This window comes from Cytobacillus horneckiae, assembly GCF_002835735.1.
In the GTDB taxonomy this organism is placed as follows: domain Bacteria; phylum Bacillota; class Bacilli; order Bacillales; family Cytobacillaceae; genus Cytobacillus; species Cytobacillus horneckiae.
Map to the genome: position 1 here is coordinate 36,436 of NZ_PISD01000068.1, position 20,039 is coordinate 56,474.

Annotated in this window: 21 protein-coding genes; 5 read left to right on the forward strand and 16 right to left on the reverse strand. The window is 36.9% G+C overall.

The genetic code is table 11. The features are described from left to right. Window positions 1-59: 59 nt before the first annotated feature. Window positions 60-506 carry a GNAT family N-acetyltransferase gene (locus CWS20_RS24230; protein WP_066198363.1) on the reverse strand — a complete coding sequence of 149 codons (447 nt, stop codon included), beginning with the start codon at window positions 504-506 and terminating at the stop codon, window positions 60-62. A 71-nt stretch (window positions 507-577) separates the two neighbouring features. Further along, window positions 578-874, reverse strand: coding sequence for a hypothetical protein (locus tag CWS20_RS27800; RefSeq protein ID WP_142385416.1), 297 nt, complete (start codon window positions 872-874; stop codon window positions 578-580). Between CWS20_RS27800 and CWS20_RS24235 the strand changes: the two genes are divergently transcribed. From CWS20_RS24235 to CWS20_RS24245, 3 genes are read left to right on the forward strand one after another with little or no spacing between them, the layout of a single operon-like run. Then, on the forward strand, window positions 855-1,946 hold the full coding sequence (locus tag CWS20_RS24235) for a GerAB/ArcD/ProY family transporter (protein ID WP_158237036.1): 1,092 nt from the start codon (window positions 855-857) through the stop codon (window positions 1,944-1,946). The two genes, CWS20_RS27800 and CWS20_RS24235, sit on opposite strands and share 20 nt — an antisense overlap. Further along, complete coding sequence (locus CWS20_RS24240; protein ID WP_066198369.1) at window positions 1,933-3,387, forward strand: spore germination protein; 1,455 nt, start codon at window positions 1,933-1,935, stop codon at window positions 3,385-3,387. Before CWS20_RS24235 ends, CWS20_RS24240 begins: the two co-directional genes overlap by 14 nt. Next, window positions 3,388-4,518, forward strand: a complete 1,131-nt coding sequence (locus CWS20_RS24245; protein WP_066198372.1) for a Ger(x)C family spore germination protein — start codon at window positions 3,388-3,390, stop codon at window positions 4,516-4,518. A gap of 339 nt (window positions 4,519-4,857) precedes the next feature. Here the strand turns inward: CWS20_RS24245 and CWS20_RS24250 are convergent, their stop codons facing one another. The 14 genes from CWS20_RS24250 to pdxR all read right to left on the reverse strand — a co-directional run bounded on the left by CWS20_RS24250 (window position 4,858) and on the right by pdxR (window position 18,394). Beyond that, window positions 4,858-6,138: a TRAP transporter large permease gene (locus CWS20_RS24250; RefSeq protein ID WP_066198374.1), complete on the reverse strand. Its 1,281-nt coding sequence runs from the start codon at window positions 6,136-6,138 to the stop codon at window positions 4,858-4,860. 64 nt (window positions 6,139-6,202) lie between these two features. Beyond that, complete coding sequence (locus CWS20_RS24255) at window positions 6,203-6,616, reverse strand: TRAP transporter small permease (RefSeq protein ID WP_241504260.1); 414 nt, start codon at window positions 6,614-6,616, stop codon at window positions 6,203-6,205. A gap of 15 nt (window positions 6,617-6,631) precedes the next feature. Beyond that, on the reverse strand, window positions 6,632-7,657 hold the full coding sequence (locus CWS20_RS24260; RefSeq protein ID WP_066198377.1) for a TRAP transporter substrate-binding protein: 1,026 nt from the start codon (window positions 7,655-7,657) through the stop codon (window positions 6,632-6,634). Window positions 7,658-7,828: 171 nt separating this feature from the next. Further along, the gene (gene thmT, locus CWS20_RS24265) at window positions 7,829-8,023 is read right to left on the reverse strand and encodes a 2-hydroxymuconate tautomerase (RefSeq protein WP_066198380.1); all 195 of its coding nucleotides are present in this window, start codon (window positions 8,021-8,023) and stop codon (window positions 7,829-7,831) included. Window positions 8,024-8,047: 24 nt separating this feature from the next. Next, complete coding sequence (locus CWS20_RS24270) at window positions 8,048-8,821, reverse strand: 2-keto-4-pentenoate hydratase (RefSeq protein ID WP_066198382.1); 774 nt, start codon at window positions 8,819-8,821, stop codon at window positions 8,048-8,050. A gap of 427 nt (window positions 8,822-9,248) precedes the next feature. Continuing rightward, window positions 9,249-10,031 (reverse strand): 2-keto-4-pentenoate hydratase, encoded by a 783-nt coding sequence (locus CWS20_RS24275; RefSeq protein ID WP_066198384.1) that lies wholly within the window; start codon window positions 10,029-10,031, stop codon window positions 9,249-9,251. 18 nt (window positions 10,032-10,049) lie between these two features. Then, on the reverse strand, window positions 10,050-11,525 hold the full coding sequence (locus tag CWS20_RS24280) for an aldehyde dehydrogenase (RefSeq protein WP_066198386.1): 1,476 nt from the start codon (window positions 11,523-11,525) through the stop codon (window positions 10,050-10,052). Between the two features lie 50 nt (window positions 11,526-11,575). Continuing rightward, window positions 11,576-12,037, reverse strand: coding sequence for a RidA family protein (locus CWS20_RS24285; RefSeq protein ID WP_066198388.1), 462 nt, complete (start codon window positions 12,035-12,037; stop codon window positions 11,576-11,578). 3 nt (window positions 12,038-12,040) lie between these two features. Continuing rightward, window positions 12,041-13,039, reverse strand: a complete 999-nt coding sequence (locus CWS20_RS24290; RefSeq protein ID WP_066198391.1) for an amidohydrolase family protein — start codon at window positions 13,037-13,039, stop codon at window positions 12,041-12,043. Then, on the reverse strand, window positions 13,030-13,584 hold the full coding sequence (locus CWS20_RS24295; RefSeq protein WP_066201655.1) for a 3-hydroxyanthranilate 3,4-dioxygenase: 555 nt from the start codon (window positions 13,582-13,584) through the stop codon (window positions 13,030-13,032). The genes CWS20_RS24290 and CWS20_RS24295 overlap by 10 nt, the downstream gene beginning before the upstream one ends. Window positions 13,585-13,632: 48 nt before the next feature. Beyond that, complete coding sequence (locus CWS20_RS24300) at window positions 13,633-14,379, reverse strand: IclR family transcriptional regulator (protein ID WP_066198393.1); 747 nt, start codon at window positions 14,377-14,379, stop codon at window positions 13,633-13,635. 35 nt (window positions 14,380-14,414) lie between these two features. Next, on the reverse strand, window positions 14,415-15,896 hold the full coding sequence (locus CWS20_RS24305) for a 4-hydroxyphenylacetate 3-hydroxylase family protein (protein ID WP_066198396.1): 1,482 nt from the start codon (window positions 15,894-15,896) through the stop codon (window positions 14,415-14,417). Window positions 15,897-15,920: 24 nt separating this feature from the next. Beyond that, window positions 15,921-16,382, reverse strand: coding sequence for a flavin reductase family protein (locus CWS20_RS24310; RefSeq protein ID WP_066198398.1), 462 nt, complete (start codon window positions 16,380-16,382; stop codon window positions 15,921-15,923). A gap of 611 nt (window positions 16,383-16,993) precedes the next feature. Continuing rightward, window positions 16,994-18,394 (reverse strand): MocR-like pyridoxine biosynthesis transcription factor PdxR, encoded by a 1,401-nt coding sequence (gene pdxR / locus CWS20_RS24320; protein WP_066198402.1) that lies wholly within the window; start codon window positions 18,392-18,394, stop codon window positions 16,994-16,996. Window positions 18,395-18,518: 124 nt separating this feature from the next. Between pdxR and pdxS the strand changes: the two genes are divergently transcribed. Both pdxS and pdxT read left to right on the forward strand, forming a co-directional pair. Further along, window positions 18,519-19,406, forward strand: coding sequence for a pyridoxal 5'-phosphate synthase lyase subunit PdxS (pdxS, locus tag CWS20_RS24325; protein ID WP_066198404.1), 888 nt, complete (start codon window positions 18,519-18,521; stop codon window positions 19,404-19,406). Window position 19,407: 1 nt separating this feature from the next. After that, on the forward strand, window positions 19,408-19,995 hold the full coding sequence (gene pdxT / locus CWS20_RS24330; RefSeq protein ID WP_066198406.1) for a pyridoxal 5'-phosphate synthase glutaminase subunit PdxT: 588 nt from the start codon (window positions 19,408-19,410) through the stop codon (window positions 19,993-19,995). The last annotated feature ends 44 nt before the right edge of the window (window positions 19,996-20,039 follow it).

Genomic DNA, 20,039 nt, shown 5'->3' on the forward strand with positions numbered 1-20,039 from the left:
AACTGGTTTTTATTGATACGATTGCTATCGACATGAATAAATTAGATTATATCAAGAGTTTACTTTTTCCATTCATATTTTATATCGGGTAGGTTTTCTTCATTTTCATGACCTCTACTGATTATTTTGAACCCGTTTCTTTCATAAAAAAGTTGTGCAGCTAAATTTATTTCAAATGTATGTAATATCAATCTGCCGCTTGAGCTTTCTTTTGCCTTGTTTAGTAATGCTAGTCCGATACCTTTTCCTTGATAATCTACGTGTACATATAATTGGCTTATTTCGTGATCGCTAAAAGCTACAAACCCAACTACTTGTTCACGAGTTAAAGCTAATTCGATTTTATAATCCTTTAGTAAAAGATGATTTAAAAAATAGATATGATTTTCAAAACTGTGTTTCTCTTTCTGCCCAATCGCTTTTTCCTTGCTGTCGCGCCACATTTGCACAGTTTGCTTAGCATATTTAGGATCGTAGCAAACGATTTTCATGTTAGCATCTGTCATACTTTCTCTCCTTTTGTCAATATCATGCTACACGCTGACTGAAAGCCGCATATTTTGTCCAAAGCTTTCCCTCATACACTTCCGGCAGGCATGGCTCCTAATGCTTGCAAACGAATGGGTACAGGCGATAATCCTGTAAATATTATATAAGCGGAACAACCTCTAATGCCCCAATAATAGCTGCAAACATAGAAATGGATATTAATTTTTTCAACTCCAATATGATAATCTCCTGTTATTTTTGTAAACACAATTAAAGAACTATCCATTAATTCAATTGTAAAATTCAATTTACTGGTAATAATAAATGTATATTTAATTACGTAATTTGAGAACGGATGATAGATATTGGGCAGAATCACCATCACACAACTATTTGCTATTTTCCTGTTAAGTACAGGCTTGAGCAATCATGTCATCGTAATTCCAATATTACTTAATTCTTCTGGTCGTGATGCCTGGATTAGTGTAATTATCGGATATATTTTGATTTTGGCGTTTTCTTTACTTATCCTTCGCATTACTAGACAATTACAAACTGTTTCACTTTTTGAATGGATTACTACAAATTATTCAAAAGTTCTCAGTGTGATCATTGCTGTTCTTATTGCTACCTTTCTCGTTGTTACTGGATGGATCTCATTAAAGGAAACCGTTATGTGGACACATCAAACCTATCTGCTGAATACGCCCGTTTTCTTTATAGCGTTTTTTATATTGGGGTCCTCTATTTATATTTCATATGGCAAATTGAATATCATTGCGATATGTGCGGGCGTATTGCTGCCACTTGTTGTGTTATTTGGGATTTTTGTTGCTATTGGAACGATTCCTGATAAAGACTATCATTTGATTACTCCTGTACTTGTTGAAAATGGATGGCTGGATGTACTTCATGGTTCACTTTTTGCATTTGGTTCCGCAATCGAGATATTTTTATTAATTATGCTGCAGCATCAAGTGACTAAAAAACTAAAGTTTAGACACCTTATCTTTCTTGTTGTATTTTTATCAATTTTAACGATTGGACCACTGCTAGGAAGCATTGCTATTTTTGGCGTGGAAGAGGCGGCGGATATTAGATATCCAGCTTTTTTTCAATGGCGGATACTAGGCATCGGCAATTATTTTAACCACCTGGATTTTCTATCAATTTATCAATGGACATCTGGGAACTTTATCAGATTAGCAATAATCCTTTATTTGATTACACAAGCATTTTCGATTAAAAAGAAAAAAACGCGGCTAATGATACAATTAGGCATTTGTGTTTTGTATATTTTGTTGATTATTGCACCGATTTCTGATGAACAGTTTTTAATGTTTCTAAGTCACTATTATTATATTTACAGTAGTATATTCGGTGTTTTTATCATACTCTTCCTTGCTTTATTAATTACTATGTCAAAAAACAAGGTGTCGAATCATGCACAAAAATAATACATCAAATGAAACTTACATTATGGATCTTTTCAGGCATTCGTCAGATATTTTTGTCGAAAAACATCATTTGTTTAGTCAAATTAAGAAAGAACAAATGCTTGTTTTTTATTGCAATGGCTTAATTGACCATAATTTATTAATTAATAGCATTCTCCCTGATATTCAAACAAATTACTATCAAAATGGCCTTGAGGGCACCGAAAACATAAATAGCTCCATGCGATTATCTTGGGAAGAAAATGAAGACAATTTCAATGATAAGTTACAAGAGAAAATATTTAATGGATATACAGGAATCTCCATCGCAGATACAATCTATTTTTTTAACACTGTCAATCCTCCTGTTCGCAAAACTGAGGAATCAACAACTGAAGTAAATATACGCGGTCCAAGGGACGCCTTTGTTGAGGATATAAGTTCAAATATGGCTTTAGTCCGAAAGCGAGTAAAGTCCAATTCACTTGTATCTAAGACCTTTACGATTGGCCAACGAAGTCAAACACAAGTGCAGCTTATTTTTCTGTCAGATATACAAAATGATGAAATCATTCATGAAGTAACGAACCGATTAAATGCAATTGATATTGACTTCCTTAATAGTGACAACCAATTATTAGGTCTCATTGGTGAATCAAACTATTCTCCTTTTCCGTTATTGCAATCCATTTCGCGGCCAGATGGTGTAGTGAGCAGTCTTGCAAGAGGGCGATTCGCGATTTTAGTTGATAATGTTCCGAATGCATTAATTGCGCCTGCTAATTTAGGATTATTATTGCATACTTCAGAAGACGAACATTCTCCTTATTACTATGTCACTTTTGAGCTGATGCTCAGATTAATTGGTTTAATATTATCTATTTTTTTACCAGCTTTCTGGGTGTCGCTATCTGCATTTAATATGGATCAAATTCCATTGCCGTTACTAGCGACAATTGCATCTTCAAGAATCGGCATCCCTTTTAATACGACATTGGAGCTATTATTAATGATCGGTTTGTTTGAACTGTTTCGTGAAGCCGGCGTGCGATTACCAAAAGCGGTCGGACAAACTGTAGCTGTAGTTGGCGGATTAGTTGTAGGAGATGCTGCCATACGTGCAGGTCTAACATCGCCAACGATGCTCGTTATTTCTTCAATAACAGCAGTTTCCACTTTTACGTTAGGTAATCAAGCATTATTTGGCACAGTATCGCTTCTCCGCATTGGTTCCATTATCTTATCCTCTGTATTTGGAATGTTTGGCTTTTTTATCAGCGTCTTTTTGGTCCTTGGCCATCTGGCTAAACTAGAGTCATTTGGAATCCCCTATTTAAGTCCAGTATCTCCTTTTGTAAAGAAAGACTTTCTCAAAGCTATTACAAAATATCCTACGTCAAAACAAAATGAGCGTGCCAAGATTCTTAGACCATTAGATAAAGATAGACAGGGTGATAAGTAAATGAAACATACTAAATTAATGCTCTTAATTGGATGTTTAATATTTGTTCTTACTGGCTGCTGGGATGAAAAGGAAATTGGACAAGTAAATTATGTAACAACGCTAGCTATTGATTACAAAGATGAAAATTATCTTATGTATGTTCAGCTTCTCGATTTTTCAAATGTCGCTAAACAGGAAACCGGGAAACCAAGCGCAGCTGTTCCTTTATATATTGGGAAAGGCAAAGGCCGCAACATTGATGATGCCATTTATGATCTATATCGAACCTCGCAGCAATCGATAAATTGGGCACATATTGGCGCCATAATTTATTCTGAAGCTGTATTGAAAAAAGGATTACATGAAATCGGTCAAGCACTGCGAAAAAATGGAGAATTCCGTTACACCCCATGGATGTTTGGAACAAAGGACCCGATTGAGGAAGTGCTTAGTGTTACAGGATTTTTTCAAATGCCGCCAATATACACAATCCTTTATAAACCTACTGACACCTATTATATTTATTCGTATATCAGACCGTTAAGAATGCATAATTTTTCTGCACTTTTAAGTGAGCCAGGCAGCACTGTATTACTGCCATCCATTGCTATAGATGACAGTAAATGGACTGAAGCAAAAGTGAAGCCAAATCCAAAAGAAACACTTAAAATAGACGGTGTCTTTCCACTTTATGACAGAAAATTAAAGGTATGGTTACCTTATGAAGAGCTTTCTGGCATTAGGTGGATGGATGCAAAAACTAAAAATACACCGGTAAATATAATAAAAGACGGTAAAATTAAGGGCACTGTTCGAATAACAAACCCATCTGCAAAGATTAAAGTATTGAAAGAAGCAGATAATTTTCAATTCAATTTTCATGTAAAAGCAGAAGGCACACTGACGAGTTTAGAGGAGTATCTTTCTGGAAGCCAAATTGAAAAAATAGTTATGGACCAAATCGAGAAGGAAATTAAAGACACTTATTTAAAAGGGCTTAAAAAAGACATCGATGTATTTAATTTAAAAAACACAATTTTTCATGAACGAGTTAAACCTAACGAACTGGATAAATACAAGCTAACTGCAGATTCTTTGCAAGATGTAATTGTTGATTTTCAGCTGGAGAGCAGGGGTGTTTATGAATAAAGCTTGTTTTAAAACTGTTGTTATTAATGTATCTTGATGAAAAGTAGCCTATCAGCTGCAAAGTGCGTAATGAATTTTTTCTTCAGCTGCTTTTAGCCTTCTATGAAGTTTCTTTCGGTATTTGCAGGCATAAATGTTCAGCAGTCATTATCCGTCAAACTGAATAGTGTTTTTATACCAATAGCATCGGATGTTACATGGATTTTTACATCTAATTTCAAAGGAGAGCAAAAGAAAATTTACCTGACGGTTATAATCTAACTATCCATCAGGTAACAGTTCATCGCATTTAATCGATATTTTCACTAGCATCTAATGATTCAAATCTATCCTTATGATTTAAAATCCAAATGTTCTTGGAATGATAAGAACGGCATCACTCCAATAGGTTATGACAAACAGCATAAATATTGCTACAGCAAGAAATGGGAGTGTAGCTTTAATCAACCTTTCAAACTTGACTTCCGCAATCGAAGAAACGATAAAGAGTCCTGTGCCAACTGGAGGAGTGAGTAAGCCGATTGTTAAGTTAATACAAATGATTAGTCCAAAATGAATTGGATCAATCTCAAATGCAGTTATTAGAGGTAAAAATACAGGGGTTAATATGATTAATGCTGCTATACCATCTAAGAACATGCCAATAATTAGTAGAGCAAGGTTCACCATCAATAGAAAAACAAATGGATTGTCGGAAATAGCCAGCATGGTATCTACAATCATCTGTGGAATTTGTTCAAATGCTATCATCCATCCGAAAATATTGGCCATTGCAATTAAAAAAGTAACTGTTGCAGTATTTATTACCGTGCTGACAAATATTTTAGGGAATTTTTTTAGCTTTAATTCTTTATAAAAGAATATCCCTACTATCAAAGCGATAAAGCAAGCTACTCCTGCAGATTCTGTTGCTGTAAAGACACCACTCAATATCCCAAAAATAATAGCTACTGGAACAAGTAAAGCTGGGATTACATTCCAAGTGTTTTTCAAAATTTCTTTAAATGTTGCCTTATTACTTTTGGGAAACTTCATCTTAAACCCATAGTAGCTGATTAATAACATAAAACCTATTCCAAATAGTATACCTGGAATAATGCCAGCCATAAATAATCCGCCGATTGATGTCCCTGATAAAGTTCCATATATGATAAATATCATACTTGGGGGAATGATTGGTGCAATAACAGAAGAACCAAGAGTTAAAGCAGAAGAAAACTCTCTTGAATATCCTTCCTTTTCCATTTCAGGCACCATCACTTTACTCATCATAGCAGCCTGGGCATTTGCCGATCCAAGAATCGATGCAAGAAACATATTAGAAATAACAGTTACATAGGCAAGTCCACCTCGAACATGTCCGATTAGAACTCTAGAAAATCGGACCAATCTAGATGTAATCCCGCCTTCATTCATAATTTCTCCAGCCAGCATAAATAGAGGAATTGCTAACAATCCAAAATTTTCAAGACCTGAATATAGCCTTTGTGGGGTAGATTCAAGGAGAACAGGATCTCCAATGAGAACAAAGTACAAAACCGTAATCATACCTAGCACGATTGAAATGGGAATGCCTAGTAACAATAATAAGGTAAATAACCCTATAATGACAAAAGTCACCTTGCTTCCTCCTTTTTTACTGAAAATTGTGAAATGCGCACGAGTAAGTGGATCGTTGCAAAGGTTAGGCCAATTGGAACAGCGCTGTACGGAATCCACATCGGGAGAAGTAAGGAACTGGATTTTTGAGCAAGTACAGAGGGAAGAAAAATCCATTTATAACTAAAAAAAGAATGAATGCTAAGAAGGTGACCATACATAGTAGCTGAATAATAACAAGCATTTTCTTCATTCTTCCTGAAAATTTATCGATTAAAAATGACACAGATGCCTGGGAGTTATGTTTTAATCCCCAGCTTCCTCCTAAAAAAGTAATCCAAACTAGTATAAAAATAGAAACTTCCCCAGCCCATGATAACGGATCGTTTAAAAAATATCGAAATGCGACAGAAAGAGTAATAATAATGAGCAAAGCTGCAATCAAAATAATCATTAACCACTCCTCTACTTTCGTAATTACGTCGCTAATTCTTGTCATCTATCCCCACCTCCTTTATTTACGAAATGTTTCAATAAATCTTTTAATTAGAGGAGAATTTTTGCTATATTTGTGGTCAAATTCTTTAATTTGGTCTTCAAATTCTTCTGACGGAATTTCATAAATGGTCATACCATTGTTAGTTAACTCATCTCTAAACTCCTGCTCTTGACCAGATCGTGTTGTCGTCGCGAAATCAATTGCTGCCTGCAGTGATTCATGAACAATCTTTTGATCTTCTTGTGATAATCCATCAAATTTAGCTTCATTTGCTAGTACTACCGCTGGCCAAACCATATGATTGGTTACTGCACCGTATTTTGCTACCTCATAATACTTATTTGTAATCGTCGCATCCAAATCCATATCCATCCCATCAATCACACCCGTTTGCAGAGCAGCATATACATCAGGGAGGGGCAGCCCTTCAGGCGAGGCACCATTAGATTTATAGAAATCCTGCATTGGCGGACTTGGCGTTACACGTAATTTCAACCCATTCATATCGGATGGACTTTTGACCTCCTTATCTTTAAAAAGCATGACTCTTTGCCCGGCGAAAAGATAATCAAGTCCTTTTATACCCGTTCCTTCAACAGTCGCAAGCACTTCTTTGGCAACGTCTGTCTTTCGTGCTTCATTTGCTTCCTCAAGTGTTTTAAATCCATATGGCATAAACCATGCGGCAAATTCTGGCGCTCTTGAACTTAAATAAGCAGCAGTAATTAAACCGAAGTCAATAGAACCACTTTCAATTTGTTGAACCATATCAGCTTCTGTGCCAAGCTGGCTTGCTGGATAAACTTCCAGCTTCATCCTTCCCTCTGAGCGGCTCTCTAGTTCTTCTCCAAACTTTTCTGAAGCTTGATGCCACATATGATCTGTAGGTGTAATGTGGGCAAGCTTAAATGTATGCTGTTTACCGCTATCTTCCGTCGTACTAGCAGCAGAGCTGCTTTCATTTCCATTTCCACATCCTGCCGCAAACAACAGCGCGGACATAATTGCACCGAAGTAAAAATATTTCACCTTTTTTTTCATTTAAGTTCTCCTTTATTCATTAAATTTTTTTCTATACCTTCAAAAGTTGGATTAAAAAGAGCTACACCATACAGTAATCGTGTTGAAAAGGTTTGTTTATCATATTTCAAATAATCTTAGGCATTTAAACCTTCATGATTATCAGGTAACATTGGTCAGTGAGTATTATTTTTAATCGGACTTCACTTCATCCTTTAATATTCCTCCTGTGCCCCAATTACTTTTTGGAACTTCATGTAAAAGCACTCGAACGTTTTCTAATGGTACATCTGCACTTTTGGCTGTAGCTTCAGAAACTTCACGAATAATCTGTCTATTTTGCTCGGCAGTTCTCCCACTTAGTAAATGGACATGTACGATTGGCATAAAACACCTTCCTCCTGATTACTTCTATTCTCTAATTGTTAATCTAAGTTTTCCTAGTTCTCCGTAATCCGCTACTACTACATCCCCAGATTGAACAGCTACTGCATCTGTTATTGCGCCTACAAGCACAACCATACCTGGCTTTACAGTTAACCCTTCTCTATTAATCATTTTTACTAGTTCTACAATTGAGTTTATTGGATGATCAAGAATAGCGGCTCCCGTTCCTTTTTTTTCTTTTCTCCCATTATGATAAAGAGAAACTGAAGCTTTTGCCCAATCAGTATGATAAGGTGAAAAACGTTGATTTCCGAGCAAAATTTTTGCAGAAGAGGCATTATCAGCTATTACGTCTGATAAGGTAAATGAAAAGTTTCTATAGCGACTATCTATAACTTCTAATGCAAGAAAAACACAATCAATAGCTGGCCAGACTTCATTAGCAGTAATATGATCTCCTTTTAACTCTTCTTTGATTAAAAAAGCAAACTCAGGTTCAACCCTTGGATGTATAAATTCCTTTACATTAATTACTTGGGTGGTTAATTCCATTGATTTTGTTAGCCGTCCGTAAATCGCTTCTCCCACACCCACTTGCTGTTGTTTTGCTTTGCTCGTTAAACCCATTTTCCATCCGATCATTTTATTGTCCTCAGAAATCATGCTATCGATGCTTAATCGCTGAATTACATAGGCCTCTTCCACTGACAGTGATGGATAGGCTAAGGTAATCTTATCCATTTCCTGTCCTGTTTTTTGTGACTCTGCGACTTGTCTTGCTATTTGCATCAATGTCATTTGCTAGCACCATCTTTCCTAGCGGCAGTTGTTCTGCCACCTTAATTATTGTTTCATACTGACCTCCAACAAATTTATGGCGGTCAGTTCCACTAATATATCTCTTGCATCTATCGTTATATTTTGACCTGCTTTATTTTCATGTTACAAAATAATAGAAAAACGGATTAACCTTTAGGCACTATTTCGTTGCATCTTTGGTAATTTAGTCTCTCCTACTTATTCTGCTAAATCTTGAAATTTGTGTATATCTATATTTGTCTTCATACCTAGGCGATCTAATGCCGACTTCTGTTAGCGTGTTTCCAGCAACTACACCAAGATAGCGGATTCGCTATTAGAGAATTTGCAACAGTAAGCGCCATTATTTTTTTGCGCGCATGAACCTCAATTTCTAAGCTAAAATTTAATAAAAGCACCACTTTTCCTATTTAAATTGAATCGATACCGTTCCGAGAATAGCTCCAAAATCAGCTAAAAAATGATCTCCAGCCTTTGCTTCAACTGCAGCCGATAAAGCACCAGAAAGAATGACTTCTCCAGCCCTTAATCCTGTATCATATTCATGCAGTTTGTTTGCGAGCCAGGCAACACAAGTAGCCGGATTTCCAAGGACAGCATCACCTTTTCCTTTGTTCACTAGACCATTATTTCTGTATAAACTCATTTGAATAGATGGAAGATCAATATTAGTCAATGAAACTTTATTTTCACCTAAAATATAAAATCCAGATGAAGCATTATCTGCAACAGTATCTGGCAGCGTAATTTTCCAATTCAACACGCGGCTATCAACGATTTCAATTGAAGCTACTATATATTTCGTTGCTTCAAGCACATCTTCTACAGTCACATTCGGTCCAACCAAATCTCTCTTTAGAATAAACGCTATTTCAGCTTCTACCTTAGGTTGTATCGTATTACTAGTGGATACACATCCTTGATTTGATACTTCCATTCCGTTTAATAATTGACCATAGTCCGGCTCATCGACTCCAAGGAGTTTCTGCATAGCTTCAGATGTTAGCCCAATTTTCTTACCTGTTACTTTCTGTCCAGAAGATACTTTCGTCTCGATCGTTTTTAGCTGAATTTGATAGGCAGCCTCTACATCTATATTAGGAACTATACTTGATGGTGCTTTTATACCTATTCCTGTCTTTTCTGCTTCAATAAACTTGGCCGACCAAGTTGAAATGTTGACGGTCATTCAGTTCGCTTCCTTCCTTTATAATTTTATAGTGATGTTTGAGACTTCACTGTAAAATTCAAAGCTATGTGCTCCTCCCTCACGTCCAATTCCACTATGCTTCATACCGCCAAAAGGTGTACGCAAATCGCGTAAGTACCATGTATTCACCCAAATAATTCCGGCTTCTATAAGTGAAGCAACTCGATGGGCTCGTCTTAACTCGTTTGTCCAAATAGTTGCACCAAGACCGTAATGCGTATCATTTGCTTGTTCGATGACCTCCTCCTCAGTATAAAACGGCATGACTGTTACAACCGGCCCGAAAATTTCCTCACGGACACAGCGCGAATAGCGATTCACTCCCGTTATTATTGTAGGTTCTATAAAATAGCCTTTTTCAAACTGCTCGGGTCGGCCTCCACCAGTTAATATCGTAGCGCCTTCTGATTTTGCTAATTCAATATAACGAATAACTTTTTCATAGTGATCTTTTCCAATCACTGCCCCAATATTTGTCTCTTCATTAAACGGGTCACCAATTTTCAAAGCTTTCGTTCGGTTAGTCAGTTTTTCAATGAATTCTTCGTACAACTCATTCTCAACATATATTCGAGAGCCACACAAGCATACCTCACCTTGATTCATAAAACTTGACTTTAATGTTGTTTCTATTACTTCTTCAAGATTTGCATCTGCAAATATAATATTAGGATTTTTACCGCCTAGTTCAAAAGAAACTTTTTTTAATGTCGGTGCGGCCGCTTTCATAATTTCTGTTCCTGTCTTTGTTTCTCCAGTAAAAGTAATGGCATCGACATCTGGATGTTCGCTTAAAGCGGCCCCTGCCGAATCTGCACCAAAGCCATGCACAAGATTAACCACTCCGTCAGGCAATCCCGCCTCTTTACATATTTCCATTAATTTTGTCGCTGTCATTGGTGTTAGTTCAGCAGGCTTCATGACGGTCGTATTGCCGGCTGCTAAACAAGGTGCGAGTTTCCAAGTCAATAATAGCAGTGGCAAGTTCCACGGATTAATCATACCGACAACTCCTACCGGCCTTCTAATAGAATAATGTAACGCGATATTGTCCTGATTATAAGATTCATTCCCTAATGTGGTAAGATAATCAGCAAAAAAATGGAAGTTATGTGCCGAGCGTTTAATATCCATTTCCAGCGCTAGGCTATACGGCTTGCCAGTATCTAGTGTTTCTAATACGGCTAGTTCTTCTTTTATTTCTAAAATTAAATCGCCAATTTTCCGTAAAATCGTCGAACGTTTGTTATCGGTAAATGTTTTCCATGGCCCATTTAAAGCATTTCTGGCTGCTGAAACTGCTCTGTCCACTTCGGCTTTTCCGCCTTCAGCAACCAAGCCTATAATCTCTTCAGTAGCGGGATTTACATTGTTAAAGGTTTTTAGTTGGTCAGATTCGATAAACTCCCCATCGATGTAATGCTTACAATTAATAGCTTTAGATCTCCTATTTTCTTTACTTATCATTTTCATAGAAATACATCTCCCCTTATCAACCTTGGACGGCAAAACTCGCCGTCCAATTAATCTTCAACTTCTACAATCATCTCGATTTCAATTGCTGTATTATTAGGGAGCTGAGCCATTCCGACTGCCGATCGAGCATGCTTTCCCTTTTCTCCGAAAACATCAACTAAAAGATCTGATGCACCATTCATTACTTTAGGATGATCGATAAAATCTGGAGCAGAATTTACCATACCTAAAATCTTCACTATTTGTTTAACTTTTGATAACTGACCCAGCTCTTCTTTTAATACACATAAAAGATTAATGACTGATTGTCTCGCTGCTAAATAGCCTTCCTCCAAATTTATTTCCGCTCCAAGCTTACCGTGATACTGGTCGACTCCTTGTCCAGACGTATATATTAAGTTTCCTGTACGTACAAAGCTGACATAGTTTCCGACAGACTTTCTTGGATGTAAAAGCGTAATGCCCAGCTCTTCAAGTTTAGCTTCCGGTGTCTTGACTTGATTTTGCATACCTTAACCCTCTCTCTCTAGGTTTAGGAATTTTAATGCATTCCTTCCTAACAGATCTTTTTTTATTTCTTTACTAATGTCTGGTGTGTCATCTATGACTTTACCCGGTGGAATTTCTCTCAATAAAAATGGATAATCAGATCCCATCAGTATTTTTTCATGGCCAAATCGATCAATTAAATACTTAATATTAACTGGGTCATAGTTTAAAGAATCAAAATAAAATCTTTTAGCATAATAGCTTGGTAGCTCATTAGTCTTGCGGATGTCTGGCCATACTTTCCATCCTTGATCGAGGCGAGGTAGCAGATATGGGAAAGAACCGCCTCCATGCGCAAAGCATATTTTCAAATTTGGAAATCTTTCCATTATACCACTCCAAACGAGGCTGGCAGCGGCCAAAGCTGTTTCACTTGGCATACCAACTGTATAAAGGAAATTATGCCTGGCAGTACGCTCCTTTGCTAAAGTTTCCCATGGGTGAACAAATAACGGTACGTTCCATTTATTTGCCATCTCGAAAAACTCATTTAAGCCAGGCGTATCTAGATTCTCTCCATTTACATTTGTACCAATTTCAATACCTGCTAAATTTAGTTGAAACATGCAGCGTTCCATTTCATCTATCGCTGCCTTTGTATTTTGGAGTGGAACGGTACCAAGACCAATAAAGCGATGTGGATTTTCATTAACTGTTTCAGAAATAAAATAATTTTGATATTGAGCCATATAAAGTGCCTGATCTATAGGAGCCCAATATGAAAATGTAACAGGAACTGGCGAAATGACTTGTATGTCAATTCCTTCTGCATCCATGTCTTGAATACGCTTTTGTGCGCTCCACACCTGATCAGTTACTTCCCTAAATAATTTTCCACTTACCATGATGTCTGCACCGCAAGAACACTTTTGTTCCAGCACTGGCCAGCGGCTTTGGCCAAATTTTTTATTTAAGTCAGGCAGGTCTAATGGTAAAATATGGGTATGGAAGTCTACTCGCATTCCCAGACGCCCACTTCTTCAGGCATCAAGTGGCCACATGCAGCACAAGTGCGAAGATCCTTATTCGCATTAAAGTTTTCAATAGCCTGTTTGACTTGTACTTCGATATTAGTTAATTGAATTGTCACTTTATGCATTTCTTGATTGCAATGATTACAGAACCAAACGAAATCTTCCAATTCTCCTTCGGCTCTTTTTCTTTCAACAACAATTCCATAAGTATCAGCAATCCGATGTGGTGAATGAGGAACATTTGCCGGCAGCATAAACATTTCCCCCTCTTTTACTTCCACCACTTCTCGTTCTCCCTTATCATTAATACACTCAACATAACAAGAGCCCTTTATTTGATAAAAAAGTTCATCTGATGGATCGACATGAAAATCACGTCTACGATTTGGCCCACCTAGTAGCATGACGATAAATTCCGAATCTTCCCACAGAACTTTATTGTTCACAGGGGGTTTTAATAAATCCTTATTATCTTCTATCACCTTTAATAAATCTAAGGATCTAAACTTTAACTTTTCTGATTTTGTATGCATACTCATTAATACGACCTCCAAATTTTTAAATTAATTTCAAATTAATCATTAAGCAAATGAAATAAAACCAAGCTGTTTAGAAATTGTCTGGGCAGAACTTACAACAGATCGAATAATATGTGGGAGATTTACTTTCATATAGTGTCGTTCACCAACAAAATTTACTGAGGCTACTACATCGCCATTATAAGAGTAAATAGGCGCGGCTACTCCATATAGCCCATGATCATTTTCATCATCACTTATTGCATACCCCTGTTTTCTTATCAGTTTTAATTCTCTTTCTAAGTCATTAATTGAGGTAATGGTATTATTGGATTGTTTTAATAAGCCCTTTGCCATCGTCGGCCGTAAAAAAGATGGATTATAAGCTAGTAAAACTTTCCCACTGCTTGTACAATATGCGGGCTTTCTAGCCCCGATATAAGTTGAGATTGGATCAATTTCGCAAGAAGTCATTTTGAAAACAAACCTGACCTCCCCCTCATGAAACATACCAATATGAGACGTTCCTTTATAATGCCTAACAAGATTGCCTATGATTGGTCCTGCTTCATTGTGAATATCCTCCTGATACATTACCTTGTTGCTCCACTCAAGTAGTTTCCATCCTAGCCTGTATCTTCTATTATTATCTTGAATTAATATGCCTTCTTTACACATTGTTTTAATTAAATGGTGGGCTGAGCTTTGGTGAATTCCTAACCATTCAGCTATTTCTTTATTTCCTAGTGATGGATGATCATGGCTAAATAAATCAAGTATTTTAGTCATCTTTTCAATGGAAGAAATCATTTTACTCCTCCCCTTATTATTCAAATTTTTAAATACTATTGATTTATTGTTTCTAACCCCTCATTTGTTGGTTTAGCCAACACCTCATCTACCATCGAAAATTTTTTAGCTTTTTTGTATTTATTGTAAAAAATGGCTCTCTTTCTTACAGGATCTCCTGTATAATAACGCTCATATTGAAGGAGGCGCATCCCAAATGCTTCACCACATAAATCCCATGCAAGCTTAAACAATCTTACTCGCTCTTCAGCTGATACCCCGCTTCTTCCTCCATAATATTTCTCCACATCCTCTCTTAAGTCTGGATGATCAAAATCAGCGCCAGTTGGTGACATTAATAAACCTCCTGCACCAATTGTTTGAATGACTTCAATTGCGCGCGGATACATTTCAGGTAGAAAGCCGCGAATGGTTTCTAGTGCATCTGGGTTTGGCCGTGCTTCACCATGTTCATTGATCGTGTATTCATATTCTGCAACCCTTAGTAATGCACGAATAACTTCAACGGATTGAACGACTTCGCCAAGATCTCTTTGAACGTTTAAATAAGCGTCAACTCCAATAGAGTCAGCTACTTTACACGCTACTTCAACGGCAAATGCTAACTTAATATAACCGCGTACGCCAGACTGGTGAGCAGGCTGTTCCGCTATTCCAGTCATAGGGTAGAGTAGATTTGCTGCTTCAACATTGTTGTATAAGAAAACCTTATTCCATGGGACGAGAACATCATTGAAAATAAGCAAAGCATCCATTTCATCATAACGTGAGGAAAGAGGGTGATCGAACATCGACCGTTTTCCATCCTGAACTGGCTCACGGCAAATAATGCGGAGGCCCGGGGCATCAATCGGTAGAGCAAATGCTAGAGCATGCCGCTCATCTCCCGGTACAAAGCCAGGAAATGAATAAATAATTACTTCATCTGTAATTGGTGCCAAAGTTGCTAACATTTTAGCACCGCGAACAATAATACCATCTTTTGTTTCTTCTACAGTTCCTAGGTGTGTAAAAGGATCTTTTTGCTCATGTGATGATTTGCTTCGATCATTTTGTGGATTAACGATTGCATGTGTAAGAAATAAATCATTGTCGCGAATGTGCTTATAGTAATTTTGAATATTTTTCGACCAGTCTTTATTATATTTGTCAAGAAACCAACAGTTGTGAGCCATGGATGTAACAACAACATTTAAAAAATCTGGTGTTCTTCCCATTAAGCCATAAGTCTTTCGTGCATATACTTCAAACAATTTACTTCTTTTTTGCAAATCATCTCCTGTTTTAGGGGATAAAAAAGCATTGTTGACACGCTCACTTGTTTGTTCACAAATATGTGTGATATCATTTTGATATATTGGATCATGCTGTAAATCATATAATTTAGCAATTTCATGAATAGGTTGATTGAAAATCGGTTCATTATAGATATCTTCTACTAATCTACCATTCAGCCACACCTCTGGGTTTCTAGATTTAATGCCATTAATATAGTCTTGTCCTGTTCTAATTCCCATGCAAATCCCCCTTAAATTTTTATTTTATAAGTTCTTTGTTGAACCCATTTTCCCTTGATAGAAGGTTAGTGAGTCTGCGTCCCTATAATGAAACTGTTTAATTTCGCCCACAAAAAGAACATGATCTCCCGCATCATATTCTTTCCATTGCTCACATTCCAGCCATGCCGCACTTCCGTTAATTTTAGGTGCAATTCCTGAGTTGTCCCAGTTTAGTTTTATCGATTCTTGACGACGACCAGCAAATTGCCATGCCACAGCTTCTTGGTCACTAGCCAAAATATTGATAGAAAATGATTTTCCCTTCAGTCCGCTGTATGCCTTTGCACTCTTATTGATTGATATTAGAGCAAGCGGTGGGTCTAAGGAAACTGAAGTAAATGAATTTACCGTAATCCCTTTTTGCCTTTCTTCATCAAACCAAGTTACTACAGTCACGCCTGTTGAAAACTTTCCAAAGCAATCCCTAAGAGAACGTTTATCCATTTTCTCACCTCCGTCTATTTATTAACCATTATTATAGTGGAAATGCCACATATAAAAATAAGAATATTTCATATAGTTAAATTATTTAAAATATTTAAAATATAAATGTTTCAAGTTAGTAAAAATAACCATTTACTTAAACTTTTGTCTCCTATTTATCTGTCTTACATATTTTTAAATATAAAAAAGGAAATCACATTGACATGTTCTTCAGACAAGAATATACGGGCTGTAGGGAAGCTCATTTCAAAAACAAAATGAAAGGTTTGAGATTTTCCGAGGCTTTATTAATATCACTTTCTCAACATACTAAGGCTGTTACCGTATTAAGGTAACAGCCTATATATTTTAATCTTTACATCGATTTTGCTGCAAAAAAGAGCCGAGTTAATGATATCTTTCTTCTTTGCACTCAGTAACGATTTGTTTTGTTTATTATTTTTATCTTCTGCAATCATGTAATATAGCAGATTTTCATTCTGCAGGAACTCATGATTTCCATCCCGCTTGCTTTTCGCGAAGGGTCCGCTTCCGTTCCAAACAACTGCGTGCAAAATCAGCTATAGTACTTTGTATATAACAATCTACACCTAAGAGAGAGCAATGTCAGATTATTTCATACCCCAGGCATGAAGTAATGTAAAAATCGCCTGTTCCAGCTCATTTTCAGGAATTCCAGCAAATCCGAGTATTATTCTTGGTGGTAAACTATGATTCTCCTTAATGGAATAACTTGAAAGTGGATAAATCCTTAAATTAAAATTCAATGCACAGTTCACTAAAGATTGTTCATCCATCCCATTCTCTACGACAAGGACAATGTGTAACCCTGACCGTTCACCTATAATAGATACCTTTTCTTCGTACGGCTTTAAAAGTCCTAAAACAATATCTAATTTACGACGGTAAATTTTCCGCATGCGATTTAAATGCTTTTCAAAATCACCGTTTTTCATGAATTCCGTAAGAACTAACTGATCAATCCTTGAAACAGTCGAGTGATAGAAAGAGAGCTTGTTTTGATAAAGATGGTATAAAGGCTCTGGTAAAATCATATAACTTATTCTGATAGCAGGCATGAGAGATTTAGAAAATGCACCTAGATAGATGACATTTTTACCGGCATCCATGCCTTGCAACGATGGTATCGTTTTTCCATTATAGCGAAATTCACTATCATAATCATCTTCTATAATATAATGATTTTCATTGCTAGTCGCCCAGTTTAATAGCTTTTTGCGGCGATTGATAGATAACACAGTTCCATATGGAAAATGGTGTGACGGGGTGGTGTATACGACATTTATTTTTGAATCTGTGATCCAATCAACTTTCACACCTTCTTCATCTACGCCAAGCGGCACCACCTCGTTTGGGTAGCTTTTTAATATTTTCAACATTAGATGATATCCCGGATCCTCTACACCATAGACAATGTCATTTCCAAATAGAAGAATGAGCTGCTGCAATAATGTTTCTATCCCTGCACCAACAATAATTTGATCAGGTCTGCATCTAACACCACGGGAGTGATATAAATAATGTGCAATTTCTTCTCTTAATTCCCGCTCGCCTTGGTTATCGCCAAGTAAAAGCAAGTGATGGTTTGATAAATCCATTGTGTTCTTCATATATTTTCGCCATTTTTCGAATGGAAAATTGACCGTGTCAATATGGCTTGGATGAAAGTTATAAAGAATAGGGTCAGAAAGTTTTTGGTCTTTTTCGACATGCTTGTCGTTTTTCTCAACATATTCTAAATCTTCATACGTTTGCACATAATATCCTTTTCGTGGAATAACTTCTACATAGCCTTCTGCATTCAATTGATCATAAGCAGTTTCAATCGTATTTTGACTAATTTCAAGAAATTCTGCAAGTTTTCTTTTTGAAGGAAGCTTTGTACCATAAGCTAGTCTTCCATTGGTGATTTCATTTTTAATATATAAATATAATTGTTCGTACAATGGGACTTGGCTATTTCTATCTAACTCACATGTTAACATTTCCAATATGATTTGCTCCTTTTTTCAACTGACCTCATTATTTTATTAAAAACTGATACTTTTAATACAACCAGATAGTTTCTATACTAGTAAACAAATCTAAAAATTGCAATGGAGAGGTGTAGTGAAGATGAATAAACTATTAGGTACTGAAACTGTTAAAAGAGGAATGGCACAAATGCAAAAAGGCGGCGTCATCATGGATGTTGTAAATGCAGAGCAGGCAAAAATTGCTGAGGCATCCGGAGCAGTAGCTGTAATGGCATTAGAACGAGTACCATCTGATATTAGAGCAGCTGGCGGAGTAGCAAGAATGGCAGACCCTCGTATTGTCGAAGAAGTGATGAATGCCGTTACCATTCCTGTAATGGCGAAAGCAAGAATCGGTCATATTGTTGAAGCAAGAGTGCTGGAAGCAATGGGTGTTGATTACATAGATGAAAGTGAAGTATTAACACCAGCTGATGAAGAGTTCCATATTTTAAAAAGTGAATATACGGTTCCTTTTGTATGTGGCTGCCGCGATCTTGGTGAGGCTGCAAGACGTATTGGTGAAGGTGCTTCGATGTTGCGCACGAAAGGTGAGCCTGGAACAGGTAATATTGTTGAAGCTGTTCGTCATATGAGAAAGGTACAGGCACAAATTCGCAAAGTGACATTGATGAGCGATGATGAGCTAATGACAGAAGCAAAAAACCTTGGTGCACCTTATGAAATCCTTCGTGAAATTAAGAAAAACGGCAAGCTTCCAGTAGTAAACTTTGCCGCAGGCGGAATTGCCACTCCGGCTGATGCAGCATTAATGATGGAGCTTGGCTCTGATGGTGTCTTCGTAGGATCAGGTATTTTCAAATCAGAAAACCCTGAAAAATTTGCTAACGCAATCGTTCAGGCAACAACTCATTATACAGACTATGACCTAATTGGCCGTCTATCTCAAGAACTTGGTAGCGCAATGAAGGGAATCGATATTTCAAAATTGTCTGCTGAAGAAAGAATGCAGGAGCGTGGCTGGTAAAATGTACACAATTGGTGTATTGAGCCTTCAGGGAGCAGTAAGTGAGCATATTAACCAAATTAATCAGCTAGGGGCTAAAGGTATCCAAATCAAGCACCCTGAACAATTAAGTGAGATTGATGGATTAATTATCCCAGGTGGAGAAAGTACTGCAATCAAAAAATTAATTGATCGCTATGATTTTCTCACCCCAATAAGAGAATTTTCAAAAGCGAATAAACCGATATTTGGCACATGTGCTGGAATGGTTTTGTTAGCTAAAAACTTATTAGATTCAGAAGATAGTCACTTAATGCTAATGGATATTACCGTAAAAAGAAATGCGTTTGGCAGGCAGAAAGAAAGCTTTGAGACAAGCTTACATGTGTATGGCATTGAAAATGAAATTCCCGCTGTTTTCATCAGAGCGCCGATTATAATTGAAGCTGGTGAAGATGTTGAGATTCTTGCCAAAATTGATAACCATATTGTTGCAGCGAAGCAAGATCATCTATTAGTTACCTCTTTTCACCCTGAACTAACAGAGGATAGTTCACTCCTTCAGCTATTTTTGGAAATGATAGCAACCAGCAAGAAATTGACTGTTTAGCTGAAGGAATCTGCATGACAATCTCGATTTTTCCTTGCGATAAT

Excerpts from the sequence above, each read along its gene's own strand:
- CWS20_RS24285 (WP_066198388.1), bottom strand. The coding sequence starts at position 12,037 with ATGCAAAATCAAGTCAAGACACCGGAAGCTAAACTTGAAGAGCTGGGC.
- CWS20_RS24260 (WP_066198377.1), bottom strand. The coding sequence starts at position 7,657 with ATGAAAAAAAAGGTGAAATATTTTTACTTCGGTGCAATTATGTCCGCG.
- CWS20_RS24300 (WP_066198393.1), bottom strand. The coding sequence starts at position 14,379 with ATGATTTCTTCCATTGAAAAGATGACTAAAATACTTGATTTATTTAGC.
- CWS20_RS24255 (WP_241504260.1), bottom strand. The coding sequence starts at position 6,616 with ATGACAAGAATTAGCGACGTAATTACGAAAGTAGAGGAGTGGTTAATG.
- CWS20_RS24275 (WP_066198384.1), bottom strand. The coding sequence starts at position 10,031 with ATGACCGTCAACATTTCAACTTGGTCGGCCAAGTTTATTGAAGCAGAA.
- thmT (WP_066198380.1), bottom strand. The coding sequence starts at position 8,023 with ATGCCAATCGTACATGTCCATTTACTAAGTGGGAGAACTGCCGAGCAA.
- CWS20_RS24290 (WP_066198391.1), bottom strand. The coding sequence starts at position 13,039 with ATGCGAGTAGACTTCCATACCCATATTTTACCATTAGACCTGCCTGAC.
- pdxS (WP_066198404.1), top strand. The coding sequence starts at position 18,519 with ATGAATAAACTATTAGGTACTGAAACTGTTAAAAGAGGAATGGCACAA.
- CWS20_RS24295 (WP_066201655.1), bottom strand. The coding sequence starts at position 13,584 with ATGCATACAAAATCAGAAAAGTTAAAGTTTAGATCCTTAGATTTATTA.
- CWS20_RS24280 (WP_066198386.1), bottom strand. The coding sequence starts at position 11,525 with ATGAAAATGATAAGTAAAGAAAATAGGAGATCTAAAGCTATTAATTGT.
- CWS20_RS24245 (WP_066198372.1), top strand. The coding sequence starts at position 3,388 with ATGAAACATACTAAATTAATGCTCTTAATTGGATGTTTAATATTTGTT.
- CWS20_RS24310 (WP_066198398.1), bottom strand. The coding sequence starts at position 16,382 with ATGGATAAACGTTCTCTTAGGGATTGCTTTGGAAAGTTTTCAACAGGC.
- CWS20_RS24305 (WP_066198396.1), bottom strand. The coding sequence starts at position 15,896 with ATGGGAATTAGAACAGGACAAGACTATATTAATGGCATTAAATCTAGA.
- CWS20_RS24270 (WP_066198382.1), bottom strand. The coding sequence starts at position 8,821 with ATGACATTGATGCAAATAGCAAGACAAGTCGCAGAGTCACAAAAAACA.
- CWS20_RS24230 (WP_066198363.1), bottom strand. The coding sequence starts at position 506 with ATGACAGATGCTAACATGAAAATCGTTTGCTACGATCCTAAATATGCT.
- CWS20_RS24240 (WP_066198369.1), top strand. The coding sequence starts at position 1,933 with ATGCACAAAAATAATACATCAAATGAAACTTACATTATGGATCTTTTC.
- pdxT (WP_066198406.1), top strand. The coding sequence starts at position 19,408 with ATGTACACAATTGGTGTATTGAGCCTTCAGGGAGCAGTAAGTGAGCAT.